Source organism: Legionella lytica (assembly GCF_044626755.1).
Classification (GTDB): domain Bacteria; phylum Pseudomonadota; class Gammaproteobacteria; order Legionellales; family Legionellaceae; genus Legionella; species Legionella lytica_A.
In genome coordinates this window covers 63529-90520 of sequence record NZ_JBGORX010000010.1, presented here as the reverse complement: position 1 = coordinate 90520, position 26992 = coordinate 63529, and the positions used below count along the sequence as shown (strand labels likewise).

The following is a 26992-nucleotide window of genomic DNA, read 5'->3' as shown; positions in this document are numbered from 1 at the left end:
TGAAGTGTTTTTAACTTGACGGATAATTAGATATGGCTCAAATCGAACAAGGTGTCATAGATAAGTTGTGGTCACTCCATAAAATAGATTTAGGACTGAATCCGGATGTAAGTGACTTTTCTAAAAATGCCTTTAAGCAAGCATGTCAATTTATTGAAGATAATCTTCCTAATCACTTTGATTGGGATGAGATAGATCAGTCCAATATAAACGAGCATGATGAGCTTCGTTCACTTCTTGCTTCCTGCCTTCCTATTGTTGCTTCTGAAGAGGAAGGAAAAGAGCTCCAGTTTGATGAAGTGGGGGCTCGAGTAGCGATTGTACCAATACAGCAAAAATTGGATGATGCGAAGCCAATTTATTTAGTGCGTGACGTTAATGCTGCAGGAATCCAAGAAAAATATTTAAAATCACAATTGGGTTCTCATGAATCCTTAACCACATTAGATGTTAAACGATTTATTCTAAATACTGGAATGGCGGATAAGATTCATGTCGCTAATTTCAGCGCGCAGGACATGGGTGTCATCTTATGTAATGAGCGTAAAAAACATGCTAATGATACAGAACCTTACTCTATTCCATTGATGGTTAATTTGAATGGCCAGACGGAAGGAGGTACATCTAAGTGGGTATCTGTAGTTATTAATGTTGATCCTTTAAGTAAAAACGTTAATTATAAAATGACTTCAGAAGAGACTGTTACTGAGGCTCAAAAAAAAGAAGTAGAGAATGCCCTACGCTTTAATGTAGCGGTACCTCCAAATCAAAATTATTCGGCGTTTCCTGAAGCACCAGTAATTTCTGGTGACGTTACAACAATAAAAGATAAAACAGGGAAAGGATCGGGTGGCTATGCCATTTTGCATCATTTATATCAAGATGAAGCAGTGGCAAATGAAGTAGTGGCCAATCCTAAGGCAGCTCGATTTGCAAAGCTTGATCACAGCTTACGAGCGATTCGTAATGATGTATATGAAATTCAACTGTCAGCCATTAAGTTAGATCCTGATTTAGCCAGCATTCTTAATGGCCAAATGCAGAAAAATTTTCATAATGGCTTGATACAGCCCGAAGCACTGTCGCAGTTATTTTCCTATGATCACTCACCTCGGGAAGTATTAGCCCAACACCCTCTGGTTGCAGCGAAGCTGTCTGAGTTACAAATTCTTCATTCTAAAATTAATTTTCCCGGGCAGAAAGTAGATGCGGATTTTCCCCTAAGTGGTTCTGACTATCAATTATTTTTACTGCTGGTTAATGAAAAATTTAAAAGCACGGGGATTGATAAGACTTTGGATGAGATGGTAGTTCAAGGAGACTCCGCTGCTTTAGAGGGCTTAATAGCTTATAATAATACCAATAATCCTTTGCCGTTTAAAACATTGACGCTTGATTTAACAGACGTGGATTTAAGTGATGAAAAAACGCAAGAGCGATTTTTATTTAATTTAAAATCAATGCTGTTGACGATGTCGGATAGCGGTTTACCTGCATTGAAATTTGTTGACTCTAATAACCAGCTCAGTACCAATGCAATTAAAGAAATTGCGGAATTTGTACAAGGAAGACACGTAGCAATCGATATTAGTCTTCCTGAATCTTATAAATCGAGTCCGGAGCAGCGAGCAATTGATGAGGAAACTTCTGACTATATAAGAAAAAGAAATATAGACTCGTTGGATAAGACCATTATTATTCCTGATGATGATGGAAGCCTAGTTAAGCAAGTTAGGAAAAGAGAAAAATTAGGTAAACAAAGTTTATCAGTTGATGTGGAATTACAACAAGAACAACAAGTTGAGGTCGCTGTAGAAACTTCTACAGAACAATCCGCCGAGGTGGGAGATCCTGGTTCTCCTGGTGATCCGGTTATTTATACTTTAGCGAAGTTTAAAAGCGCACTGCAAGGTGGGCAGCTAGATAAAAGTTCAAAAAGCTATCTGGTTTCCAGTTCCGATGCAAGTGTAGATAGGCTATGGGGTACATGGTTTGGGCATTTATCAGCAGATGAGTCCAAAAACTCACGACTAGGCCTGTCAAAAGCAGCCTGTGAAGAATTATTGTTACATCATGAGCAATTTAAATATGGATTGGATTTAGAGAACATGCCTCCTGGTTTTAGTATGAAAAACCAAGGCTACAACAGCTTTATTGATTTTGATCCTAATTTGAAATTAATCAGTGAGTATGATCCGCTCCAAGTACAACCCAAAAGAGAGCCTAAGGAAGTTGCAATAACTCACGCGCAACTTACGGATTGGTTAGCTGTCTCCAAAGGCCATCCAATTGAAAAAGCATGGGACGAGCTTAACCAAGGTACTTATAATAAAAATGCAGCTCAATTGTTTAGGCAGTATTTACCACAAATGCTGTTATTGGACGCCTCTCAACAGAATAAGTTATTTGAACTAAGTTTTGATAAAAATGGTGAATTTAATACAGAAAAATTTCAATTTTTATTAGACAACTCATCCAAGCTACGCACAGTTTTTGAAGTTAATATACAGGATGCTAATGCAAGCTCCGTAGTGAACGAGCTATTTGAAGCGGATGTCTCTACAGCTAAGGGTTTTATTAATAATTATGCCGAGACCCAAGTTGATTTTGCTCATCATTTACTAAAGCAGCTAGTGAGTGCCGATCCTCAGGCGAAAGAAAAAATAGAGCAAATCATCGCGAAAGCACCTGAAATCAATTTGAATGGTTTATTACAAGTCTATGTTCAGGGTGGTGGAAAAGGTATTGATGCATTAAATCGGCTTATTGATGAAGATCCCGCTTTATTTAATCAACTGAATAAAGATGTTTTTGCAAAAAACAATAGCTATATGCCTTTATTAGATACGAAACATCAAGACGCTATGTTGGCAATCAAGGGGTTTACTGGTAGCGATCGCGTTTGGTTTGAAACTTTGTTACAGCAACATTGTAAAGCACAAGCTCCTGTCAATCTAATTGATATGGTTAATGCATTTAAACAATTTAAAGAAGAGTTAAAGGATATTCAAACACCCGATGGTGTGTCTTTAGTTCTTCCGGATCAATGTAATCTTAAGAATGTAAAAAGCTTACCGGTGGCTTTATCTCGCATTATTGAAGTAATGTCACTGGTCAAAGAAGCGAACCGGATTGCACAATGGGATAATATTGCCTCTCTGGATTTCTCGAGTAACGGGGCAATTAAAGTAATGTCAGCTAATAGAAGCTGGGCTTTTGTTACCCCTGAAATGCAGGTCAACGTAGAGCATGAGCTTAGGGATGCAAAAACAGCACTTACAGCGAAAGACTATAAAGCTCCTAGAGCCTGGGACAGTATTGGTTTTGTTTCCGAGGATCTCGTCGAGCGTTATTACCGTTATGTCGCAGCTCAAGGAAAGGACGGGCAATTGCCTTTAGAATTTTACCGTCATGCACAGCAAAAGATTGATAGTGCAACGAAATTTTTGCCTGAGGATAAAGAACGTCTTTACATCTTAGCGGCCTCTAGCACGACCAATTCGAACACCGGGACGATAAAATCCTTAGAAGAGGCTAAAAAGGATTTCGATACCTTATTTGATATGCTGATTAAAACTCCATTGCCGAGTGTCGTACCAGAAAATGCTAAAAATATGTTTCGGTCTCTTTTGTTGACTCAATTGACTGATTTAGAGAGTGCTCCTCCTTTACCTGTTGTAACTCGTATGATTCTGCTGATTTCTACCTGTTATGCAACTTGGAATCCTGCAACATTGATTGAGAATGATAGGAAACTGGCAGAGGCTTATGGCTCCCTAAAAGATATTGTCGCGAAATACAAGGATTATAATGAAACTTGTGTTTATGAGGGCATGAAAGATTATTCTGATGCAGATTACAAAAAGGGTACCCTCTTTTTTGAACACGTAGCGACTTTAAAAGCGGTGGAAGAAAAATTTGTATCTGATCCTTCGGTTGGCCGTGCTGTTGCTATGGATTTGGTACGTCTTATTAGTTCTTTTAAATTAGGGGCTGATGATTTTGAGAAGCTGCGCACCGAAATTTTCCAAAATGATCTAAATTCAGAGGCTCGAGGACGGCAAAAAGAGCTTTATATTATGTTGAGGAAATTTTCTGCTCAAGATAAAAAGGCGGTCAATGGGGATGATTTTCTTGCTCTTTGCCATGCGGTAAGGAATAGTACTGACGAGGTCATGGATGTAGTTAAAGCCTTTAGATTTAAAAATGGCAGCAGTCCTGCTGCATACTTACCCGAAGAATTTGTAGAAAATTATGGTAAAAAAGGAATACCTTACGATGTTGAAAAATTAATTGCCAGCCGTTTTAATGAAAGCCAGCAAAATCAGATTAAGAAAATGTTGCTGCAGTTTTCTGGGCCTACAGATAATGGCCAATATAAAGCAATAGTTGAAAAAATTATTGGTATTTGTGAACCCTTAAGTCGTTCAGAAACTAATATTTTTATTTCAAAATTAACCTCCAGCCAAGGTTTGTTTACCAACGTACAACCTTTAGATGATACAAAAAATTCCTTCGTTCGTTTGCTTGATTATATTCGTAAGAACAATGCTGCCGATAATTTTATTAATTTAGTCGCAGCCGAACGCAATCTTTTACGTAGCACTCCTGATGAGCGGGTAAATGAATTCTTTGTTGAAGTGAAACCAGGCCAACAGGCAGTCGCTAATTTGGATGAAAAGGCAATACTTTATTTAGAAACCATATTGCCTGCAATTAAAGATTTTAAAAATCCTAATATATCGCAAGTAGACATCACGCCAAGAATTCTTGATGTGCTGTTGAAAACACCTACGGAGCAACTTACATCAGTAAGTGCGGTAGCCCGCGCTGAAACACCATATTTGAACCAGCAACAAGCAGAACTTCAAGCTATTCTTAAGAACTTAGAGCCTAAGAAAGAGGTTGGTTCTGATAAATTAAAAGAACTAATGGCAGGATTTAAGAATCAAATTGATTTTTCAGCACAAATCGAATCTATAAATGATTTTATTGAAAATTCAGGTATTGAAGATACGACTGTTTTACAAAGTTATAAAGAAAAGCTTGAGGAAATCAATGAACGTGAGCTTTCGGCAGAGGACGCAGCGGCTCTTGCACAGAATCCTGCCTTTCTTACTTTGGCTGTTTATTTAGTTAGTCCGGAGTCTATGTCTGCGGAGGAAAAGGAGCTTTTCGAAAAACGTTATAAAGATAAGTTAACCGCACTCATTGAAAAACATCCGAGTCTCGCGCTAAACAAAGAGTTAATCAATAATTTGCTTTTTAATAGTAAGTTTCTTAATGAGTTAGGAAAAGGTGAGGCGCTTGAGGCCGCTAAAAGTCCTGATTTACTTGAGGATGATGCGAAGTTAGCCGTCTTTGTTGAGGCATTGGATAAAGACTTAAAAGGCATTGCCACGTTCAGAGATCAAACCAAAGATGCTCATAAAGAATTAGCCAAACAACAAAAAGAATTAGGAACCTATCCTAAGGTTTTTGAGTTGCTCTATCAAAAAATAGATAAGATTGCTGGTGAAAATCCTAATAGCAAGAAGCAATTTCTTGATTTATTTGATCGGCATTTACAAAATTATTCACCCGAAAAAAATGGAGAATTATTAAACTTCTTAAACGATTTTGTTGAGATCCTAGGCAAATCATTTGAAAAAACAGCAGATAAAAATATTGTTTTATCGTTATGCCTACAGTTTAACAGTGATTCTGATGGCGAGTTGACGCCAGAACAATTAGTTAAATTATTGGAAACCGTTAATGAGCTGCCAGACGAACATCAATCCATTGTTTTAAAGGCCTCAGTAGCTTTAATTAATAATGAGAAAGAGTATAACTTTAAGGAATTTAAACAATTATGTGACATGGTAAAAGACAGTCCAAAATTTGCGGAAACCTTAGTTAAACTCTATGAAAAAGCGCCATTCCCTGACTGCATGCAAGCAATGCAGATGCATAAAATCGCGAAAGGAACGGGTGATCGTTACGATGCTACGATGGCAGAAATGGTTACTAACTTTGGAAAACACCCTTGTCAACGGGATCCGCGCAATGGATTTAAGCCGGAACATGCGGAAAAGCAATTAGCAAAATTTAATATCGATGGACATCCTCCAACTTCTAAAGATATGGCTGAGGGCAAAGTTTATTTCCAAAAATTCCATCAAATAACGATGGATATGCGTGAAAAATCGATTGATGAATTGCTAAGCGTATTGCAAAGTTATAAAGGTAAAGATCCCAAAACAGCAGATTACGACACCCTGGTGGCTGCTGCCGCAGAGTTACTCCATCGTAGTAAAGGACAAGATGGCAATTCAATGGAAATTAATACGACCCAATACATGGCCATTTTAACTTCCATGAAAACGCCTGGCCATGTGACCAGCCAGATTGGTACTGGTGAGGGTAAATCGAGAATTATGATGATTTCCTTAGCATGTCAGTATGCTATGGGAAATACCGTAGATTTTGTAACCAGTGATGCTCAATTAGCAACCCGAGATTATGTCGACTTTCAGGCTTATTTTGAGTTAATTGGTGCGAAAACAAGCATGATTTTTGCAGGTAGTGATCCTTCTCAATACCAAAAAGGAGGCATTAACTTTTCTGACCCCTCCAATTTAAGTTTGTTTAGAAATAAAGCCCGAAGCTTAGGACAAGGGGATTTAGTCATTGATTCAGATCCTAAGAAAAGAGCTCTACTACTCGATGAAGCAGATAAAACATATTTTGATGTTGCTGATACGCGCTTTAACTTTTCTAAAGAAGGCGACGAAAGTATCCAAGGCATGCAATGGGCTTATCCATTATTGACGGATTATTTTGCTCAGGAATCATTTGATTTAAAACCCCCCATTGATGGCAAGGATAAAATGTCTCCAATGGAGTTGTATTATGCGGATATTGATGTCAGCCGCGAGAAATTTATTCAATTTGCCAGCGGGCATTGTACGGCAACCCAATTAATGCGTTTAAAAGCCTTATCTAATGCTCAGATTGAACAATGGCAAGTTTCAGCAGTCACCGCGTCTCAATTAAAATTTAAAGAAGATTTTGTCATTGAACCTGACACGCTGATTAGTACGCCTAATGGGCCAAAGATTTCCAGTGAAGGCCAATTATTATTCGGAAACAGGGTTTCAAAAAGTTCTAAATTCTCATTTGGGGTTCATCAGTGTTTGCATGCACGTTTAAATCTGGCACGCCAGAATCCCAATCGCGAATCAGATCCATTGCTTCGTGATGAATTAGCGAAATGCGAACAGGCTTTTTATGTTCCTGATGAAAAACAAATTGTTTATTCAACAACAAGTAAGAATTTACTTGATGATTATGATGAAGGTACTTTAAAAGCGGTTACGGGGACTGCGGGGTCTATTCTGGAGCGAGAAGAGGCACGAGCCTTCTATGGTGAAGGCACAACTAAGATGCAATTTATTGATGTGCCAAGAGATAAAGGATTAAATCGTCGAGATAATGCAATTCAGCTCACTAAGGATGAAAAGAAACAATTCCAAGTTTTAGTACAGCAAATAAAAGAAGCACGAGCAAAAAATCAGCCTATTTTGATTATTGCTGAAAATGATGAAGAAAGTCTTAAGTTATTTGAAAAATTAAGTAAAGTGTTTAAAGAAGACCTTCAACACGTGCATAGCCAACTCTCTTTAAAAGATGAAAAAAGCAGAGTAGACATTGCGGGTAGACCAGGCCAAATCACGGTATCTACGGATATGATTGGTCGTGGTACGGATATTGCGTTAAGAGATGCCGCGAAAACAAATGGCCTTAATGTCATGGTCACTTTTTTACCTCGAATCCGTGATTGGGAGCAAATTATTGGGCGTGCAGGACGTTTTGGTGCCAAGGGCGACTCTTCATTAGTGGTTGATAAAGAGCGGTTGAAAAAGCAATTAGGTAGAGGAGCACTGGGATCAGAGTATTATCGCAATGCGGAGGCCTATATTGAACGTGAACAAGCAATTATGGATAGGAACAAACAATGTGAACGTTTAATTAAAAATAGTGTAGGTGATTTTCGAAAAACGATTACGGATAACTTTTTTGAAGATATGTTACGCAATGCGGAGCCAGCAAAACAAAAACAATTGACTCCCGCATGGACTGCTTTTTTTGATAAATCCGATAAAACATGGAATGAGCAATGGCCACGCATTCAAAAGGAACTTCAGGAAGATACAATCGACCTCGATAAGGTACAGGCATGTCTTGATGAATATAAAGAGAGTGTGCAAAAAGCTTGGGTAGTACTGCAGAGTAGTGTGAAAGATGTGAATGCTGATTATGCAAAAAAATTAAACGCCGATGTTCCTAAATTAGAATTAAATGAGACCACGAAAAAATTAATTACGGATTTTGATATTAATAAATACTCTGCGGCGAATAACATCGTTTATGACCATTACAGCCCTGGGCATGATGGGCGTTCAGTCAAATATTCTCATTGGTCTATTCCTGTTGTTGCTACATTAAAAGGACTGGCTAATTTAATTCCCTTTGTGCATTTTGAGGATGCAAGAAAGCCTTTTGCAGATTTGCGATCTTGGGCCAGCGGCACAGGTAAAGTATTTCCTGATGCAGCGAGCATTGCTGAGGGGATAGGAAAATTTTTCGGTAAAATAGGCAGCGGTATCGCTTCTATTTTCAAAGGCAAGAAAAACGAAGCAGAAGGGGAGATTTTGCATAAGAGTGAAGAAAATGGCTCCTATCGAAAGCTTTTTGAAACCGGTATTTTAGATACTGATGCAGTTGCTCATCATCAAGCAGAAAGTGCGCATAAGGGGGAGTTGGATGAGGAGCTTGCTCAAGAACAACACTTTGAGGCTACTAATGCCGACGTGGAAGTAAGTCCGAACAGTGAGGAACCGGAAGAGGAACAACGAATAGGGGTCAAGTTATAAATCACAAAGTACGATTTATATGTGCCTATTTTTGTCAAAATAGTTTTATTATTGGATAATAGAATAAAGTTTAATCGAATAAGGAATGGATATGACTACAATACGCACCATACAAGAAGCTTTTATTAATTTGCAATATCGGGGGTTTACTATTGCAAGTTGCTTGGCTCAGCATAAAAAAATTGATGCTTTAAACACGGTTCTTACTTTGGGTGCCAAAGTAGAAGATGCAATTTATGGTGCTGCTTTAGCGGGGGATGTAGAGTTAGTTAATCACTATTTGGGTGAGCAACCCATACCTTCCTATATATCTAGTGCGGTACGTGGCTATGCCAGAGCAGGCCATTTTGATGCTATTTATGGGCTTCCTGATTATAAAGTGTATCTTAAAGAACGGGTTTATGGCGCGTCACAAGGCGGACTTACCAGAGAAGTAGAAAACTGGGTTACCAAACAATATTCATTGCTTTCTTCCGCAGTAGGCGGCTTTGTGGATGCAAATGATCCCTCTACTTTAATGGATCTTATAAAGGGCACTTGTCATTATAATAGTGCAATTTATCATGCAGCCCGCTCTGGTTCTACTGTTTTAGTTGAGAAATTATTAGCAGCCTGTGGAGTAAAAGAAAACCCTGAGTCCTTCTCTACACGGGGTGCTTTGGAACAAGAAGCTCAATTATCTGCTCGCTCTTATTTAAATCAGGCAGCAAATGGTTTTGCAGCAGGTTGTCACTATAAAGAGGCGGCACTTATGTTGGAGCGTGGTGCAGATTGTTCCTTGTGTCTTTCTGAAATAACCAAATACAGTAGTTTGGAACCTTTTTTCGTGCTTTATTCCTCAGTTCAGAATGAGGAAATAGCAGCCAACCTACTTGAACAAATGCAAGGGCTTCTCAGCGTTAATGACATAAAAATTCCATCAGAACGGCTTAAAGAGATTCAAGGAGTTAAAGAATTAATGAGTAGTGAAGGAATAAACTACTTGGCTGCCAAAAATAAAATTGAAGGTGGCTCAGAACCCTTACTCGGGGAAAAAAATATTACACTTCCTTTTTTATTAAAAGTGTTGAGCCAAGAGCTTGGATTCAAATTAGATTTTGATGTGCAACACGACTTAGGACAACCAATTACACACGCACCATAATCAGTTTAATCCCAAAGCAGAAGGCACGAAATAAGCTTCGTGCTTTCATATTAAGATATAAACAGGCTAGCTAAAAGACAAAGCTTAGACCAAAAAATAAAACCGACGTAGGTTATCAGTGGAAGTTGCTATTTTTCGCGCATTGAACTTTCTTATGTAAATCCCCATAATTAGTTTTTTTGAATCATTGAGTGTCTGAATAAAGGAAGGGTTATGCGTATTGTTTTTTTGTTATTATTCTTGGGCTATACCTTATTAACTTTCTCTTCTACTCCTCATTTTAGTGACAGCTTCCAAAATAGAGTTCTATCCTTACCTGGTTTTGGTACTCTGAAGAACATAGAGTATACGGGCTACCTTCCTATTTCGACCTGTTCAAAGAACAAATGTAAGGCGGAACCTGGTAATTTATTCTATTGGTATGTTGAAAATCAGGCACATAATGCGGATGCGCCGTTGGTATTGTGGCTAAATGGTGGTCCTGGTGCGGCATCGATGTATGGCTTTTTTATGGAAAATGGGCCTTATGTAATTAATAAAGACGGGACCTTATCAGAGCGTCATTATTCCTGGAGCCAAAAAGCCAATTATTTAGTAATTGATCAACCAGCCGGCGTTGGTTTTTCTTATGGAGACCTGCATACATTTGCAAATGAGGCTGAAGCCATGGATCAATTATACGCTGCACTGAAGGTTTTTTTTCAGCAACATCCACAGCTAGAATCGAATGCATTGTATTTGGCCGGGGAATCGTATGCTGGGAAATATTTGCCCCAATTAGCCATGCGAATTATCGCTGAAAAAGGAGTAACCCCTAAAATTAATTTGAAAGGATTATTAATTGGTGACCCCTGGGTCAATCCTCGTGTGCAACAACGTGCCAATGCAGATTTTGCTTATTCCCATGGTCTTATTGATCGCCAAATTCGCAACCAAGTCTTAAAATTATACGATTTATGCGCTAAAGAAATAGACAAAACAGCACCCTCTAGTCGCAAAGCAAACCAGGTGTGTACAAAAATGCAGGAGTTAATTGAGAAAGAGAGTGGTGGGCTTAATATGGCAAATATTGCCAAGGGTTCAGAACCTGAGGATACCGCCATGATTAATTACTTAAATAAACCGGATGTTCGTAAAGCGTTGCATATCGATGGTCGGGTACCACAATTTAAAAATTTTAGTGCCTCAGTCGCTGATCAACTTGAAATCGGTGAGCAAGATTCTGTTGCCGATTTATACCCTAAAATCCTTGCGGCGGGTGTTCCGGTGTTAATTTACAATGGTCTGGAGGATGGAAAGGACTCTAACTTTATGAGTACGGAACTATGGCTATCTGCACTTCAATGGCCATTCAAAGAGGCATTTGCGCAAGCTCCTTCCTGTGTATGGCATACTGATGGCCAAGTGGCTGGATATGCTAAAACAGCCGGTGGTTTAACCCAAGTTAAAATTCGCAATGCCGGACATCTTGCTCCAATAGATCAACCAGCAAGGGTATATGATTTATTTACTCGTTTTATTAGTAATAAACCCTTGTGCTAGATTTATTTTTAAAGGTTCCCTAACCGATTTAAGGGGTTTTATCCAGATAGCACTGGTTTGTCCTGATTTATCTCTTCATTCCTTATAGAATAAGGGTTTTGGGTATCGTCACCACCGTTAAAACTGATTAGTAAATTCTAATAATTCCGTTAATATAAACAAGTGCATCGCTTGTGGAAAAATAAAATTTCCACACAAGCTAATATGCTGCCAAGCAACGGTGCCCATCGTTTAACTTGATTGACTAACTGCACATCATCAGCAATTTCACATTGTAGTAATAGGCAATGTCTAAGACCTTTAAGGGTTTAACAGGTGAGTCAGGACAAACCAGTGCTATTTGGATAACCCCCCTTAAAATAGTTAATTAACTCGTCAAGAATTATCTTTAAGCACTCAGAATCCTCAATAGCAAATGCAATTGGTATACCTTTCCAATTCATTACCCTTAAAATCATTAAATACGCCCATACATCAATTTTTCCTGGTAGAAAGATTATGCATCAGCTTAGTTTTATGGTTGCTTGCGCGGAAATCATCAGTTTGAGCATTTGAATCTTACAAATGAATATAAGTCATAGAAAAAAATATTATAAATCTTTCCAGAAATTCAGGGGGTTAGCGGCTATCCCCCTAAATCAGGTAGCATATCAATATTCAAATGACGTAGGATAAGTTTTATTATACCAAGTTCCATCAAAATGAACTTCTAGTTCCCCAAATTTAAGCATCCCTTCCTGCTTCGTCTCTATAGCAAATAATTGTGGGATATAATAACGATCATAAAATTGCCTGCAAAGATAATTGATCCGGCTTAACCGTTTTAAACCACTTAGCTTTTCATGTTCTTTGAAATTGTTGGTGAGTTCAGCGCAGATATGTTCTAATTGATGTACTAAAAATAATTCACTACTATTGGTTAAACAGGTAGGACCGGTCATATTGATAGTTAATTGGACTCGACCATGTTTCTTTTCGAAATCATTATCGTATGGGACTCTTTTTGCCTCAGCTTTCGTCAGCTCAAGAGCTATTTGACTCTTTTCAAAAGTAAAAAACTGCTGTCCATACACTCGCACACCAGCTCCCAAATATTGCTTCGCAATAGATAATAAGCTAAGACAGATAATAGGATGATTCTGTAAAGAAGCAATAACATTATTACCAGCCCTAACCCCATGAAAGTAATAAAGCAAACCTAAGCCGCTTGATTGCCCCTCAAACGATGCGCGGGCAAAAAAATGGTCGCCCAATGATTTAGTGATACTTTTTTTATTTATTAACGTATCTGTATCAAGGTAATAACCACCATGTTTTAATAAAGCGAGCAATCTCACTATATCGCTATAAGATCCATAATTATCTAATCCTATACGTTCCTTTTCAAGGCAACTAACTATAAAAGTTCCTAATGTCTGATTATTAGCGTCTTGAGGATCCCTAAAATAATCTAGGGCAAAATCAGTCAAATCCTTGATATTGTGAATGTGTAAATTAGGTATCTGCGCTGTATTCAATAGTTTTTCTTGAGTCGCAAGGAATAAATTAGGATGATTCACATAGAGCAACACGCGAAACCCCATCGCTCGACTATGAATTGCAACCGCCTTTATTTCTTCTAAATATTCAGGTTTTATTGCCTTTCCTGTCCAAACATAAATAATATTTTTTGGAAAGGGTTGATTGGTGTACTGAGGCAAAAGACTATGCAGAAGATCCCTGTAATCAGAAAAGCCTATCTCCTTTTTCTTCTTTTTTAATAAAAAATGAATTTTTTCTCTCAGCGCTTCCGTCTGTTGTTCAGGAAGCAGGGGCGGATTATGAATTCTTTGTTCCCAATGGCTTATCGCAGAATGCACTGTCCGCTTAAATCCCGCTTTAAATTTCCCCTTAAGTTTATTTTCATAACTTCTAAAAGGATTGTACGATTCCAGCGTATGAATACTGTCCTGCTCACTATGACTGTCATGGTATACTTTATTTCGAGTTTCAGGAGACGGCTCTATAGAGTGGAAAAAAGTATATGAATCAAGGTAATTATGCTGCTTACTCCGGTTATGAGCTAGGTTTTCTATTGACCTTGCATCATCGAGGTAACATAACTCGCCGAGAATGTCATCGTCTTGAATAGGTCTAAATCTATAATTTTGAGACACATCCTCAGTTTCACTCAAAAAAGTGGAGAGTATCATTTCATCATCATTATTTGCAGTTCCTTGAGACATTATTCACCTTAATACTAAAGGAAAAAAGGCATATTATAGCACAAAGAAATCCAATCGGATCAATATATGGTCTTTTGGATTTAATTTTAACCTCTCCGCCTAATTAACTGATGTTCATTATTAAATCCGATGTTATCAGCTGTGACAATCGTTGGAAATGCGATGATTGCGAGCAAATGAATAATACCTAATTGCCAGTTTGGGCTGGATATGCGGGCGCGACACGAGGTCGCTTGAAAGAGTTGCTTCTACTCACAAGGATAGAGGAAGAAGCCATCTGTGCTACCAGATGAATCTAGGGGCTTGAATAAAGAGCAGCCCTTGATAATGTAACGAAGTGCATCTGCATGGGGTATTTATCGTAAGAAAGATACCTTTCTGGTAATCATGAACCGGATAAGTGCTAGGTATGGGAATGGGGAACACATGTGAATCTACGTAACGATCGTCACTATAAGCGTAAATGATTGACACGCTTAAGCCAAAAGGCATCAGGAACTGGAAGAATGTCTCCGCATTACGTCTTAGTAACCATCAGGGTCCTCGGTTGATAAGTAGGCACCTAACCTCACATACTCGTTCAGGCGGAACCTGGAAATCCTGTATTATCCCTCTTTAGAGGACAGTTAGTTGTAGGCCCTTGGGGAGTAATGGAGCAGTCAACTCACTTATGCAATTATAATATTTAAAAACAATGAGTTATCTTATGAGGAATAACTTGGTTGAAATATTATAATAGTATTTAAAACAATTAACTTGTTCGATGTTTATATCTTTTGTTTATCATATGAATCAAATTGTCACCTTAAGTAGGTTGACTGCTCCATTACTCCCCAAGAGCCAGTAACTGCTAGGAGTCACTTTCACAAAATTTAAAAATAAAGTTATTTTAAGGGCTTTGATGCGACCTAACTAGGTCGCATCAAATAAAGACAATGAGATAAAAATTTACCCTTCAATAAAATAGTTTATTTAAAAAGCACTGATTTTAGATAAGAATTGAAGAGTGGGCACAGTTCATGGTTCTGAGTAAATAGCATGCGTGGGGTTCTTAGTTTTGTCATAATAAAAAAATGTTCAAAGCTCTCATCAAGACTGGCAAAAGTTATTGTTTTTATCTGTCCCAGTTTGGAATTATGATATGAATTTTTCACATAAATCGTACCCTACTTAACGAACCTTATCACCTATCCAATTTTTATAGCTATTACAATTGTTATTTGTAATATAAATTGTATAAGTGATGTTCCTGGCATTCATTAAGTACTATATAACTTTAAGTAAACTACCTCTGGGTTCTTTCCCATTATACTTGAATATGTTTTAACTAGTTCATTTGATTGTTCGTTATAGATTATGTTGTTAGGAAGACATTCCTTTGAAATTTGTAAATTTTTAATTCGTAAAGAGTAATAGTTACTAATAAGCCATCTTATAAGTAGTTTATGAAGCGGGTATTCCCCATGATAATTCTCTTTTTTCCCTATATTTATACCTAATATATTTAGGCATTGTAACCCTCCCTTAAAATAGTTGTACTTCCAGTAGAGTTCTCCAGTTAAACTATCTAGAAGAGAATAAAAATGAAGAAATCGCGTTACACAGAAACCCAGATTGTCAAAATACTAAAAGAGGTAGAATCGGGTCGTCTGGTTAAAGAGGTATGCCGAGAATATGGCGTTTCTGATGCCACGTATTACAACTGGAAAGCAAAATACGGCGGAATGGAGGCATCAGACGTCAAACGTTGATGTGTGGTCGACGGTTCAGAACATTCAATATAGTCGATGATTTCAATCGTGAAGTGTTAGCGATCGAGATTGATCTCAGTCTGCCTGCACAACGGGTAGTACGCGTATTAGAACGAATTGTTTCCTGGCGTGGGCTCCCTGCCAAATTACGCATGGATAATGGTCCTGAATTTATATCGAGTACGCTTGCTGATTGGGCAGAACAAAATAAGGTGCAATTGGAATTTATTCAGCCAGGTAAACCAACGCAAAACTCATTTATTGAGCGGTTCAATAGAACTTATCGCACCGAAATACTTGACATGTACGCATGCAAAAATTTACACGAAGTAAGAGAGCTAACAGAAAATTGGATAAAGGAGTACAACGAGGAAAGGCCACATGATTCGCTCAATGATTTAACGCCATCGGAGTATCTGGCAAAAAATCAAGCAATGAACTCTAATTTAGGATGTCACTAAACATGGGGGGTTTACACTCTTTGTCTACTAAGTTGATTTTAATAATCCGATACGCATGGATATAGATGCGTGTTCTTATAAAATTCATTTTCAGGAATTTTTTACCTGCACGATGTTATAAATTAGTAGACATGTATATTAATGCGTTGGTGGGCTGGTAAGATTCAGCTCTCTGTATTTCTCAAGCAACTCTTCGCAATGTAATTGGTGAATAATAGGGATTGTTTTATCAGGATTATTTTCATTCCAGGATTTTACTTTTTTGTAATTATTACCATGACTCGGATCGTGATAACCATTACCCCCTACAATTAGATAATCTGTGTCTTTGGGTTTTACCACAGGCCTTTTTGTTAAGTCTTGATAATTTCCTCCAAGGCCGATGATCTCTTCTGCAAACTCTTGTTTAGTTTTTTGTATAAAATTACCTGTTAAATAAAAGTGCTTTCCTTTGATTTCATCTAAAGAGTCTAAGGTATCAAAATTAAAATTTTGTTTTTTGAAAAGCCATATCAACCTCCATGTCTGTACCTATAATTATAGCGAACAAAATATAACCACGCCCATATTTAGATTCAATTAGAGATGGTGGTGACTGATGGCGCTCTCTGACATCATTAACCTCTGTTAATAATCTCGATAAATCGCATAGCAATTTAATTAAGAAAACTTAACAATATTACTTCACTTTATTAGTATTGATTTTTGGATGCATTATGGAGAAAGGTAGGGCGGTTACGAAACTCCCCGTTTTATTTACTATGACGAATTAAATTAATTATTGACGTTACCATTTTGGTAACATATAATTAATTTATGAGAATAATAGCAAAAAGCCGTCTTAAAACTTACTGGGAATTGCCTGGTAATGAGCACATGCAATCTTATTTAAATGAGTGGTACCATTTTTGCTCTAAGCAGATTTGGAAAACCCCACAAGATGTTAAGGATACACTAAGAAATGCAACCATCATTGCTAATAACAGGATAGTTTTTAATATAAAAGGTAATTCCTATCGCATTATTTGTGCTATGGATTACCCGAGACTAGCCATGTTTATTAAATTTGTTGGTACTCACAAAGAGTATGATCGAGTGAATGCTTCGGAGGTTGAAAATGATTAGACCAATTCATAATGAAAGCGATTATAAAATTGCTTTAGAGCGAGTTGATGCTCTTTGGGGGGCTGAGCAAGATACTCCAGAGGGAGATGAGCTCGATGTACTGCTTGTGCTTGTGGAAGGATATGAAAATAAGCATCATCAAATGCCTCAATCAGACCCTGTCGATGCAATTCTTTTTCTAATGGATCAATTGAATTTAACAAGAAAAGATTTGGAAGCTTTTTTGGGTCCTAAAAGTCGGGTTAGTGATGTTTTAAACAGAAAGCGTAACTTAACTTTGCCTCAAATTGTCAAATTACATAAGGAATTACATATTCCGTATGAAAGTTTAATTGCAGAACGTCATTATCTTTGAAATATTTCGAAGATGGAATATAGGGGTGTTATGGATAGAGAATTGTTAATGAAGAAAAGCGGGTTGCTTGGATTGATAGATAAGACATATCAGGTGGAAGCACTCTATAAAAAAGGAGAACCTCAACAAGGAGCATTTATCCTAGAATCTTTAAGAGAAGGTTTGCAAGAACTAAATGATGAGCTTGGAAAACAAAATTCAGTGTAGGGGCCTGTCACTTATAGGCTTGATTGTTGCTAAAAGGGGGCCTGTGGAAGAACCCCTACTAGGCCCCAAGGGCCAAAATGGAGCTTGTCGAGGTCATTGAGGTGAATAAACATGATTACTAATGAATCCAAAAATGCGCTCAATTTTTTAGAAACAATTCTTGAGAAAAAACTCTCTTTTCTTGAACTTTAAAAAAGTTTAGTTGACGGTGCCGTTATCCGAGCCACTCAGGGAGCAAGTAAAACAGTTCTGTCGAAATTAGAACCCTCTCACCTTTTATTCTATTTTCGACAGAGCGAGGTAAAGATGCGCCTGAGTATGCAAATTGAGCAGCATTTTTTACTCTACTCAAACGCAAGCCACCAAACCAGCGTATATCAAGTTTATTTAGCAAGGCATGTTGACCCAGATCAAAATCCAAAGATTGATTTCTAGTTCCATCATTATTAGTAGTAGCCACGCTAGTACTTATTGCGGGTAGCGCAATTTCAAGGAAACCCCTCTTTCATTCAGACACGGGTACTCAATATAAAAGTTACTAATACCGTAACTTATTAACGACCAAAGGCTATATTACGAGTATGAGTAAATAGTGTTAGTGAAAGTTGCTCAGTTTAAAAACAAGAACGAGTTCAATGGCAAATTAACAAACTCGATGGGAAGCCCAACAGGACATTTTGAATTATATCACCATGTTCTATAACAGCCATCGATTGCATTCGTAGTAGGGTATTTAAGTGATTTTTTAATGAAAATTGCTTTAACTGGGGTGTAACCATTTGATTGACCACGTCAGAGCTGAGCGAGGCACGGTCCAGGGAAGAGTTCCCTCTCTGCGGGATTATGGGTAGTGATGTTGCAAAATAAGTGTAAAGATTTTTATCTATTCATAATGTTAATAATTTGTTAACCGAATTTGGCTTAAACTTCCTAAAAGTGCATTTTGGGCGTGCTTTCTCAAATGAGACAGATAATTGAAGCTACCATTGATAGAATTGAAAAGATATATGCCAATCTTCCTGATAAGGAGGGCAAGGTTCATTTAATGGTTATTAAATCCCTTTGTAAGCAATCAATTGCTCAGGAGGATAAAATCAGCGTGGTGAAAGTTCTTGAGGCTCTTTGCTATATTGAGTCCATAAAGGTACAAAATACATTTAATTTTTTTGCGTCAAGTCGCTCTCTTCGAGCTAATTTAGTCAGTCAACATCGTACAGTTTTGCCTCAACGAGAAACCGCACAAACTCCTTTTTTACTTGCAACCTCTAAAGCTGCTACAGCAATTAAGGAAAAATCAATTAAAGTTTTTACTGATATCCATGAAGATTTAGCGAATGAAATAGTTTCAAATCATAATGCTCGCATTGTACAAAATATACAAACTTCCCCTGAGGTTTGGCATTATAATTATTCTACTGATAATGATGGTTTTATCATGAACCAAGTTATTGGTGATTGGCAAAATATGATGATAGAACATGCAACTGAAACTAAAAAAAGTTACCAAGATTTTATGCGGGATTTTTCTATCCATGGATTATGTGGGCAAAATCACGATCAAGTTGACGAGCTATTAAATCACTTAGTTACTAATTCAGATTATCCTGAGGAGAAAAAGAACGAACTATTTGTATGGTTGCAACAAAATGGAGGACAAAATAATAATCGTTTTGTCGATTTTTTATTTATCAATGGTGCGTTTACTCCACAACCTGCGTCGCTAACAAGGACTGTCGCAAAGGAGAACTCCTGGTCTCTTGAAAAAGGTAAGATTATATTGAATTTTGAATTAGCAATATTTGCATTATGTGCAGAGGGTGATGTTCTAATTGCTAATACCAATAAAAGATTAAGACGTGAGCCCAATCCAGAAAAAATTGATATAAAAACAACATTACCATTGGCTAATGTTAGTGCTAAATTGCAGTTGACTATCAATAATGAAGGGAAGGTGGTTCCTCATGTGAGTCGATTGAATGTAACTAGTTATAATGAGGAATTAATAAATCCAGCATTGAATGCTTCAATAAAGAACCGTATATAGTAATACAGAGATCCTCAATTTAAGTTTATTATGTTGCCAACTGAGATTATTGCCTTTATTTTTACTTATGTAGATGGAGCTTCATTACAGGCATGCCGGCAGGTTATTATTTATAGGGCGTTAGCTGATCTCGAGTTAGAACATCGTTTGCAACAATGTATTGCTCATCAGCGGTGTAATTTTCTTATTAATAAAGCGGCATTGATGCACGACTTATCATCAGGTGTTCTTGATGTAGCGGTTTTTTATAATAGTGTACATGCCAATAATGTGGAAAAATTAGCTGCACTACTTTTTCCTAATGAGAAGACTAGTCGTGAATTCCTTTTATATCTTCCTTCATATGAAGACGGTATTCCTAAACTTGGGCCTTACAAGCGTACGTTATATTGGACGGAGCAGGAGGGAAGAGATTCTCTGCTTAATAAAGATAGGGTCAAGCATTGGATGGAGGCGAAAATCGCTATTAATCAATCGATGTTTATTCAACTTTATGAAGCTAAAAAAATTAGTTATGAGAATGCCATTTCTCCAAAACAAATTATTTCCAATAATTTAGATCTGGGACCAAAGACCGCAACTTTTGCCGCCATCTGATATAAAGTAGTTTCAGTAGTAAATATCAGAAGGGGCACCGTCAAGTTAACTTTTATAAGAAAAGAGCCCCTGTCGAATTTTAGTTGACGCTGCCCGGTTCGGCATTTTTATCTTTTATTTGTGATTTTTCAATGCCTTAATGTTACATATAAAAATCAAATTCTACTTCACTACGTCAAATGGTTAAAGTTCAGTACCAAGAAAATTTGACTTAAGTATTTTATGAAGTACAATTATTAAACCAATCAATCATATTGATACCACTATGAGCAAAGAACCTGACCCGTGGGTAAAAACAATGCTGGAACTATTTCAATCAATAATGAATGAAATAGAGGCTCTGGATAATCGCGAAGATAATTTAAATAAAAATCAGCAAAGTAACAATTTGAATTCATCAAGTGAAGCACCTGTTTTAACTTCTGGAGCTGACTCAATAGATAAAATTGAAATGCCAGAGATAGAAAATAGGGAGAAAGATTCTTTGAAATCTGAAGAAGAAGCCGCGAAAGAAAATGATGAACAACAACATAATAGGTTTGGAATGTAGAATCATGTTCCTATCATTAGAATGGCACCTCAACTAAACTTTTGATCTATTTTTTGAATTTGAGAGGTTACTTCCTCCATATTAACACTCGCAACACAATATGATTCTTTATTTTTGAATAAGTGTGAAAAAACCATAAATCCCTCGTGCATCTAATTTCTTTGTTGTTTCCGTTACAATTTGTGGGTCATCAAAAAAATGATAACAGTCGACCAAGTAACTTGGGCGAACATATGCTTTGAATGGTAATTTCGTTTTCTCACTTAATAATTCACAAGTACTTGTGGATGCAATGGAGATGGAATTATCCAACATGGATTGGATAGTAATTTGAAGGTTTTTTGAAAAAATTTCCATATGGGCCTAGTGTGTACGTCGGAGCTGTTTTCGGTCAAGATTAGTTCCTAATTGGCAAATGTAGTTGTCATTTCCGTGTTTAAAAGTAATTATTCAGTCTTAATCAATCGGAAGATGTAATTTTCAGCGACTTTTGATAACAACCGGAAATTAATTAAATTCCAAAATTTATATATTCAGAGCAGGCTGTATTTATAATCACCTATAATTTTGACCGAAAACAGCTCCGACGTACACACTAGGCCTGGTAAAAAAATATTAGGAAAATCAGAGAATGCCTTGGAAATCAGTAACCAATGTAACAGGATATTAGCTTGTTGCATTATTTACTATAATGCTTCTTTGTTATCAGAGCTATTAGTACAATCTGAAATGGCTGGTAATGTCGAGTTAGTCCGTCAAATTAAACGATGGTCACCCGTTGCTTGGCAGCATATTAGCTTGCATGGAAATTTTATTTTTTCCACAAGCGATGAACTTGTTGATATAAAAGGAATTATTAAGAATTTACTAATGGGCTTTAAAGATGGTTACAATACCCAAAACCCTTATTCTATAAGGAATGCAGAGGTAGATCAGGACAAACCAGTGCTATCTGGATAAAACCCCTTTAAGGAGCTAAAGACTGTCCATAGATTATGAGCTCAAGCTGGGTGGTACAGTCATCGCTATGGGGTCTATTTCTACTTCGTTTTTAGATTGTTTTATTTGATGTTCCTCTTTCATTTGCTTAAATACGTCGCGATGGTTTTTGAAAGAGGATTCAGGGCTAACATGTTTTTCTAAACCATATTTCTCTTTAACATTCTGTTCGACTTCCAGAAGATCGCGTATTTCACTGTCTTTTTTTACGAGTAGCTGACTCATTTCTGCAAACATCGGTGACTCACTGGGAACACCTGCTTTAATTTTAATAATGTTATCTCGTTCTATATATAAACCTTTGAGCTTTTGCTCAATGCTATCGACCGTTTCATTGAGGGCACTTGGACTGTTGTCGGAGGGGCTTTGGATCCCAATAGCACTTAACCCATTTTTGGATAAAATGGTGGACTCATCTTTTGCATTGCGATGCTCAATAACTTTTAAAACACCGTTATTACAAATATCCATCAACAGCGCGTGACCACAGACAACAAATTCAGTAAATGCTCGTGATTTTCCATAGAGGAACATCTGTTTTATGTTGTCCAAAAATCCATTTTTTTCTTTCACATCTTCATTGTCTTTATGTAAATTTTTTACGATATCTTTTTCAACAATAATATTTAGATGATCACCTAACACCTTAGCCTGAAAGGGTGTTTGATGTGGTTTTAAATTCTCTTTCAAACTATAATCATTAACATCAAATCCTTCTGGCATCACCCGAGCGGTGATGAAATGATGGAGCGTGGCTAGAGTATGATTCGCATGCTTTTTAACATAGGGGACAATGTCAGGGTTCATCTCTTTACCAAAAGCTTGCTCCATATGTACTTGGATCTTTTCCAGCTCTTTACGATATTCATGAGTGAGTTTTTTTATATCTTTATCTTTAAAGGCTTCAGGATTTTTTAAAAATTGATCAAACTGTTGCTCCAAAGCCTTAATTTTTTCTCGTGATTCGAGGACCGCCTCAGGAAGTGCTTCATTATTTGTAATACACCATGCCTGCATTTGATCAAAGTTAGTCGCTATTTTTTTTAACACAGTCATTACACTCGACAATTCACAGGTATTGATGTGTTGTTGATGAAACACCTCGGGCATAAAATAATTCAATGCTGAACCGGCCTCTTTCACCGTTGCTGGCTTCAGGGGTTGGAAAAAGTTCTCTCGCAAATAACAGTGAAAGTTAACACCTTGTTCTTGATACATCCCGCCAACGCGAGATAAAAACTCATCCATTGGCATGTCCTGCTGGCCAGGAATTTTTTCGCCTACTAGTTTATTCAAATAAGCAGTAGCTTCTTCATCGCTCATCTTATTTATTTCCTGCATTTTTTTTACTAAGTCAGCTACTGCAACGGGTTCATTAACTAATCCGTCCATTTGATAATTAAATGCAGAAAGATGAGCAAAAAGTGCGGATAATTTTTGGCGGTTTAAATCGCCTGCAGAAGGAGGATTTGCAGAGGTTTGCGGAGGGGAGTTCGGTTCTCGGTTTAAATAATTATTTAATTCGGTTTCAGGTGATTTCAGCTTGGGACCTTGATTGATACAATGCTGAATAAAGTCCATCCTTACATTTTGTACTTGAAAAACTAATGGTTTTCTTTCGCTGCCTTTTCCCATCTGTTCGAAGTGCAACTGTATTTGGATCTCTGACGAGATATATTGATTCTGGTTCATACAACATCCCCAGGAAGTGCTTAAAAATTTATCTTCATGGATAAATAAAGTATAATCACAGGAGGTTCAATATTCAAATCGTCTTAATTTTAATCTTATTAAAAACGGTATGAAAATAGTTTAATAAGACTTGGATATGTTAATAAATTTGCAGGATCATTGTAACGAAGGTAATTGTATCCCTATACGCATGCCTTAATCATCGATTGGGTATTATTCCCCCTCCACAATATGAATTAATGTATTGGTGTGCTCAAGTAGTAAATCGATATTAACGAGTTCCATTTCTGTCTTTTGGGTAGAGTTAAGAACTTCTTTATTCCCTAGCGCTTTATCAATCCAAATTAAAGACGATCGGAGGCCTAATACGGTAGGATAGAATCTAATATTTTGATTCAGAAGTGAAAGTGCATAAAACAAACTATTTTTTTCCCAAGAAAGGTCACGAGTTGACTCTTCTTTTTTTAATTCCAAAAGAATGGCGTTTAATAATCCTAATTCTTCGCTTTGTATTTCACGTATCTCTTTTTCACCCAGCTCATCAGAAATAACTCGTTCAATTCGATCTTTTTCACTAAAGAGAGAATTTAATGTTTGCTCATCCATGATTACCTCTTAAAAGTTAAGCCTTTAGATTAAATATAGACTGCTATTGCCTATTAAGCTTGACGACGCGGTAACGTTTATTGATAACTTAGGTGCAATAATGTGCTAATATCCTTCTCCCCAAGAGTGAACATATGTTTCCTCATGTTTAAACATGATGTGTTGTTTCAGCGTGGATAAAATGAATTTTAATGACTTATTACCAGGCGACCTCATTCTTTTTAAATTGAATGGAGAGCTTTTTCATGTTGCCATTTTTGCTCCTGAAGCGGACAGGGTATCAAATCTGATTGATGCAACATCTAATAAAGGCGTAGCGCGGGGTACCTTAGAAGGTATATATAAAATCCTGCAGAAATGCACTCAAACAGGTAATTTATTTGGTCTTTTTTCTAATGTAATGGACGTACAAGTTGTTCGTAGTAAAAAATTAAATGGTCAGAAAATAGTTGATCAAGCTGAATTTTGGCGGCTCCAGGGCGTCACTTATGATGTAGGAAGTTTAGCCAACATAATGGAGGCAACCTGGGCTCCATCTGAGGTAGCCAGCAACGAAGAAGTTGAGAATAATATACGCAAGTACTGGAATTACGCTCAACGAGCTCATAAATCGATGATTGAAAATCCGGTTACCCCAAGTTTTCTCTCGGTGTTCTGCTCATTTTTTTTGACGCCAATTTGGAACCTACCCAGAGGTTTTGTTGGTTTTTTTGTTGAGTTTATTCATTACCTGACGAAAACCCCATCCCAGAAAACAGCCGCCAGTGGTGTAAATTGTGCGGGTTTTGTTTTAACCACTCTGGCAGCCGTTGCATTAAACGATCAATCTTTACTTAACGTTGAGGAATGTCAAAAAAAACTAGGACGAATCGCCGAGATTAACCCTCAGCACTATAGCTTAATTAAGGTTATGGATCATGTTTTTAGTGACGCAGAATCGTTTGAAGATAAGGGGATGTTGGATGTTAACGTCTTATCCCTAAAACCCTTTGATAAAACATTGTTTCATGCGGAGCACGAACAAGATGCAATAGCTAAAACAAATTTAGCTTTTGCACAATGACCTTTCAATGGCCGTGAGAGAGGTTTCTCAGGGCAAGCTATAGGACGTTGGCTAAATTATCCAATGCATCACCCGTCACTCGATAAACAGGCCATTCATCCATAGCCCCAAGGCTTTTATAAAAGTTAATTGCTGGTTCATTCCAATCGAGTACCCACCATTCTAACCGCCCGCAATTTCGCTCTTTAGCTAAATAAGCCAGCATAAAGCCTGTAAAATTGTATGGAGTGCAGGAGAAAGGCTCACCAACTGACATTTAAATCAGAAGCTATCGCTCTAGTTAGTCTAAGTATTTAATTTATCCATGATTAGTTACATCGGTAGGTTTTAAAGAGACCATACATAAAATACCAGCACATAATGCGATAATGCAGCAAAAAACGATGGGTAAAATAAGCGATGCAACAATTAAAAAACTACCTGCAATGCAAATAATAGCATCACCTAATGTGCGTAAGCTTACTTGAGCGCCCATCACTTCTCCTTGAATGGCCGTATGTGACCTGTTTGATATATGGATGGTCATGGTTGTCGTAACACTGGTGATACTAAAGCCAATGAGTGCGAAGAATAAAAACATGGGGATCGGGTGTTGAAAAATAATCATTGCCGCAAAAATTAACGCGGTAACCATCATCGCGCCAATAATAGCCCGGTGAATTGGCATACGTTTTGACAAATGGTATGGAAGCCATGAGGCACCGAAGGCGAGAGTAGCTGACAAGGCGGCATTATAGAGCGCTATCATTCCTGGAGACATGGACCATTTACCCGCAAGATATACTGGCCCAAACTCATAAAACATATCGACCGCAAAGGTAAATAGTGTACTGATGACTAGTAAAGACCTCAAATGAGGATGGTTCTGAAATAACAGTTTAAATTGGCGGATAATATTAAGCTGACTCATTATAGATTCTTTTTTCACTGGCAGTAAGGCTTTATGTTCTGGCAATTTCCACCATGCCAGTGCCAATGCCGTAATCGAAGCTATTCCTGCACATGTGAAAGGAAATGACCATGAAAACCAGGGAATAATATTGGAATTAGATAATAGGCCACCAATAATTGGCCCGATGATATAGCCAATACCTGCCATGGTATTGAGACGGCCAAAACTAACAAACTTATTGATGGTAGTCAGTTCTGCGGCTAATGCTCTGGCCACTGCGAAGGTTCCTTCCATAAAGCCTGTTAAAAAGCGACTAAATAATAATAACCAAAAGCAATGGGTCCAAAAAGCGATAACGGTCAGCAAATACCCCAATATGCTGCCAAACAAGCTAATGATTAGTACTTTTTTGCGGCCATACAAATCAGAGTTTCGTCCCAGAATAGGGGAGCCGATAAATTGCCCTAAGGGGAAAATGGCAAGAGTTAATCCCAACCAAAGACGCCGACTGGTTTCACTCCATTCCGGAGAGATGATTGGTTGATCCGAAGATTGTAAAAACAAAGGTGGAAAAATCGGATAGGCAATGGACGAGCCAATAAAGCTAATAAATACAATAAGTAGAATAATCCAGAGTTGTTTTTTCTCTTTTATTGCTTGCAGATGCATTTTTATTCTTGGCCTTCTGGGTGCTATATCATGATAATATTAAGCATAGGCTCTAGAATACAAATGAAAAAATATTTTTTCAAAATAAAGATAATTTTACTAATAGAAGTCATGACCATCTTAGTAATACCCATTTATTACGGTATTTTCCAAGG

Annotated in this window: 19 protein-coding genes and 2 pseudogenes; 13 read left to right on the top strand and 8 right to left on the bottom strand. The window is 37.4% G+C overall.

Features of this window, described 5'->3' with window-relative positions; genetic code table 11:
* Positions 1–32 precede the first annotated feature (32 nt).
* The 3 genes from ACD661_RS15280 to ACD661_RS15270 all read left to right on the top strand — a co-directional run bounded on the left by ACD661_RS15280 (position 33) and on the right by ACD661_RS15270 (position 11601).
* The gene (locus ACD661_RS15280) at positions 33–8915 is read left to right on the top strand and encodes a preprotein translocase subunit SecA (RefSeq protein ID WP_400188735.1); all 8883 of its coding nucleotides are present in this window, start codon (positions 33–35) and stop codon (positions 8913–8915) included.
* A gap of 91 nt (positions 8916–9006) precedes the next feature.
* On the top strand, positions 9007–10059 hold the full coding sequence (locus ACD661_RS15275) for a hypothetical protein (protein ID WP_400188734.1): 1053 nt from the start codon (positions 9007–9009) through the stop codon (positions 10057–10059).
* A gap of 213 nt (positions 10060–10272) precedes the next feature.
* Positions 10273–11601, top strand: a complete 1329-nt coding sequence (locus ACD661_RS15270; RefSeq protein WP_400188733.1) for a S10 family peptidase — start codon at positions 10273–10275, stop codon at positions 11599–11601.
* A gap of 650 nt (positions 11602–12251) precedes the next feature.
* Here ACD661_RS15270 and ACD661_RS15265 read toward each other — a convergent pair.
* Entirely contained in the window at positions 12252–13826 is a 1575-nt protein-coding gene (locus tag ACD661_RS15265; protein ID WP_400188732.1) for a glycosyltransferase, read from the bottom strand.
* Between the two features lie 1583 nt (positions 13827–15409).
* Between ACD661_RS15265 and ACD661_RS15260 the strand changes: the two are divergent.
* Positions 15410–16038, top strand: a pseudogene (locus tag ACD661_RS15260) (IS3 family transposase).
* 138 nt (positions 16039–16176) lie between these two features.
* Here the strand turns inward: ACD661_RS15260 and ACD661_RS15255 are convergent.
* Positions 16177–16554 (bottom strand): BRCT domain-containing protein, encoded by a 378-nt coding sequence (locus tag ACD661_RS15255; protein WP_400188731.1) that lies wholly within the window; start codon positions 16552–16554, stop codon positions 16177–16179.
* A gap of 300 nt (positions 16555–16854) precedes the next feature.
* Between ACD661_RS15255 and ACD661_RS15250 the strand changes: the two genes are divergently transcribed.
* The 3 genes from ACD661_RS15250 to ACD661_RS15240 are packed head-to-tail and all read left to right on the top strand — an operon-like array spanning position 16855 to position 17725.
* Positions 16855–17163, top strand: a complete 309-nt coding sequence (locus ACD661_RS15250; RefSeq protein ID WP_400188730.1) for a type II toxin-antitoxin system HigB family toxin — start codon at positions 16855–16857, stop codon at positions 17161–17163.
* Entirely contained in the window at positions 17156–17518 is a 363-nt protein-coding gene (locus tag ACD661_RS15245; protein WP_400188729.1) for a helix-turn-helix domain-containing protein, read from the top strand. Before ACD661_RS15250 ends, ACD661_RS15245 begins: the two co-directional genes overlap by 8 nt.
* A gap of 30 nt (positions 17519–17548) precedes the next feature.
* A complete protein-coding gene (locus ACD661_RS15240) occupies positions 17549–17725 on the top strand; it encodes a hypothetical protein (protein WP_400188728.1) in 177 nt (58 codons plus the stop codon).
* Positions 17726–17939: 214 nt separating this feature from the next.
* Here ACD661_RS15240 and ACD661_RS15235 read toward each other — a convergent pair whose 3' ends face one another.
* The gene (locus tag ACD661_RS15235; RefSeq protein ID WP_400188727.1) at positions 17940–18185 is read right to left on the bottom strand and encodes a hypothetical protein; all 246 of its coding nucleotides are present in this window, start codon (positions 18183–18185) and stop codon (positions 17940–17942) included.
* 158 nt (positions 18186–18343) lie between these two features.
* On the opposite strand from ACD661_RS15235, the pseudogene ACD661_RS15230 reads away from it, so the two are divergent.
* The 4 genes and pseudogenes from ACD661_RS15230 to ACD661_RS15215 all read left to right on the top strand — a co-directional run.
* Positions 18344–18450, top strand: a pseudogene (locus ACD661_RS15230) (IS3 family transposase); the annotation flags it as partial.
* 236 nt (positions 18451–18686) lie between these two features.
* Complete coding sequence (locus ACD661_RS15225; protein WP_400188726.1) at positions 18687–19769, top strand: hypothetical protein; 1083 nt, start codon at positions 18687–18689, stop codon at positions 19767–19769.
* A gap of 30 nt (positions 19770–19799) precedes the next feature.
* Positions 19800–20366, top strand: coding sequence for a hypothetical protein (locus tag ACD661_RS15220; RefSeq protein ID WP_400188725.1), 567 nt, complete (start codon positions 19800–19802; stop codon positions 20364–20366).
* A 265-nt stretch (positions 20367–20631) separates the two neighbouring features.
* A complete protein-coding gene (locus ACD661_RS15215) occupies positions 20632–20916 on the top strand; it encodes a hypothetical protein (RefSeq protein ID WP_400188724.1) in 285 nt (94 codons plus the stop codon).
* A gap of 108 nt (positions 20917–21024) precedes the next feature.
* On the opposite strand, the gene ACD661_RS15210 is transcribed toward ACD661_RS15215, so the two are convergent.
* Positions 21025–21273 (bottom strand): hypothetical protein, encoded by a 249-nt coding sequence (locus tag ACD661_RS15210; RefSeq protein WP_400188723.1) that lies wholly within the window; start codon positions 21271–21273, stop codon positions 21025–21027.
* A 210-nt stretch (positions 21274–21483) separates the two neighbouring features.
* Between ACD661_RS15210 and ACD661_RS15205 the strand changes: the two genes are divergently transcribed.
* Positions 21484–21876 (top strand): Tn3 family transposase, encoded by a 393-nt coding sequence (locus ACD661_RS15205; protein ID WP_400188722.1) that lies wholly within the window; start codon positions 21484–21486, stop codon positions 21874–21876.
* 33 nt (positions 21877–21909) lie between these two features.
* Here ACD661_RS15205 and ACD661_RS15200 read toward each other — a convergent pair whose 3' ends face one another.
* Complete coding sequence (locus tag ACD661_RS15200) at positions 21910–23607, bottom strand: hypothetical protein (RefSeq protein WP_400188721.1); 1698 nt, start codon at positions 23605–23607, stop codon at positions 21910–21912.
* Between the two features lie 213 nt (positions 23608–23820).
* The gene (locus ACD661_RS15195) at positions 23821–24213 is read right to left on the bottom strand and encodes a hypothetical protein (protein ID WP_400188720.1); all 393 of its coding nucleotides are present in this window, start codon (positions 24211–24213) and stop codon (positions 23821–23823) included.
* A gap of 181 nt (positions 24214–24394) precedes the next feature.
* Here ACD661_RS15195 and ACD661_RS15190 point away from each other — a divergent pair, with 181 nt between their 5' ends.
* Entirely contained in the window at positions 24395–25276 is an 882-nt protein-coding gene (locus ACD661_RS15190; RefSeq protein WP_400188719.1) for a hypothetical protein, read from the top strand.
* Between the two features lie 37 nt (positions 25277–25313).
* On the opposite strand, the gene ACD661_RS15185 is transcribed toward ACD661_RS15190, so the two are convergent.
* The gene (locus ACD661_RS15185; RefSeq protein ID WP_400188718.1) at positions 25314–25532 is read right to left on the bottom strand and encodes a GNAT family N-acetyltransferase; all 219 of its coding nucleotides are present in this window, start codon (positions 25530–25532) and stop codon (positions 25314–25316) included.
* Positions 25533–25574: 42 nt separating this feature from the next.
* Positions 25575–26837 (bottom strand): MFS transporter, encoded by a 1263-nt coding sequence (locus tag ACD661_RS15180; RefSeq protein ID WP_400188717.1) that lies wholly within the window; start codon positions 26835–26837, stop codon positions 25575–25577.
* Positions 26838–26992 lie beyond the last annotated feature (155 nt).

Bases quoted from the DNA above. Each gene is read 5' to 3' on its own strand.
- ACD661_RS15275 (WP_400188734.1), top strand. From the start codon at position 9,007: ATGACTACAATACGCACCATACAAGAAGCTTTTATTAATTTGCAATAT.
- ACD661_RS15245 (WP_400188729.1), top strand. From the start codon at position 17,156: ATGATTAGACCAATTCATAATGAAAGCGATTATAAAATTGCTTTAGAG.
- ACD661_RS15190 (WP_400188719.1), top strand. From the start codon at position 24,395: ATGAATTTTAATGACTTATTACCAGGCGACCTCATTCTTTTTAAATTG.
- ACD661_RS15200 (WP_400188721.1), bottom strand. From the start codon at position 23,607: ATGAACCAGAATCAATATATCTCGTCAGAGATCCAAATACAGTTGCAC.
- ACD661_RS15220 (WP_400188725.1), top strand. From the start codon at position 19,800: ATGTTGCCAACTGAGATTATTGCCTTTATTTTTACTTATGTAGATGGA.
- ACD661_RS15265 (WP_400188732.1), bottom strand. From the start codon at position 13,826: ATGTCTCAAGGAACTGCAAATAATGATGATGAAATGATACTCTCCACT.
- ACD661_RS15195 (WP_400188720.1), bottom strand. From the start codon at position 24,213: ATGGATGAGCAAACATTAAATTCTCTCTTTAGTGAAAAAGATCGAATT.
- ACD661_RS15185 (WP_400188718.1), bottom strand. From the start codon at position 25,532: ATGTCAGTTGGTGAGCCTTTCTCCTGCACTCCATACAATTTTACAGGC.
- ACD661_RS15180 (WP_400188717.1), bottom strand. From the start codon at position 26,837: ATGCATCTGCAAGCAATAAAAGAGAAAAAACAACTCTGGATTATTCTA.
- ACD661_RS15280 (WP_400188735.1), top strand. From the start codon at position 33: ATGGCTCAAATCGAACAAGGTGTCATAGATAAGTTGTGGTCACTCCAT.
- ACD661_RS15240 (WP_400188728.1), top strand. From the start codon at position 17,549: ATGGATAGAGAATTGTTAATGAAGAAAAGCGGGTTGCTTGGATTGATA.
- ACD661_RS15210 (WP_400188723.1), bottom strand. From the start codon at position 21,273: ATGGAAATTTTTTCAAAAAACCTTCAAATTACTATCCAATCCATGTTG.
- ACD661_RS15225 (WP_400188726.1), top strand. From the start codon at position 18,687: ATGAGACAGATAATTGAAGCTACCATTGATAGAATTGAAAAGATATAT.
- ACD661_RS15270 (WP_400188733.1), top strand. From the start codon at position 10,273: ATGCGTATTGTTTTTTTGTTATTATTCTTGGGCTATACCTTATTAACT.
- ACD661_RS15215 (WP_400188724.1), top strand. From the start codon at position 20,632: ATGAGCAAAGAACCTGACCCGTGGGTAAAAACAATGCTGGAACTATTT.
- ACD661_RS15250 (WP_400188730.1), top strand. From the start codon at position 16,855: ATGAGAATAATAGCAAAAAGCCGTCTTAAAACTTACTGGGAATTGCCT.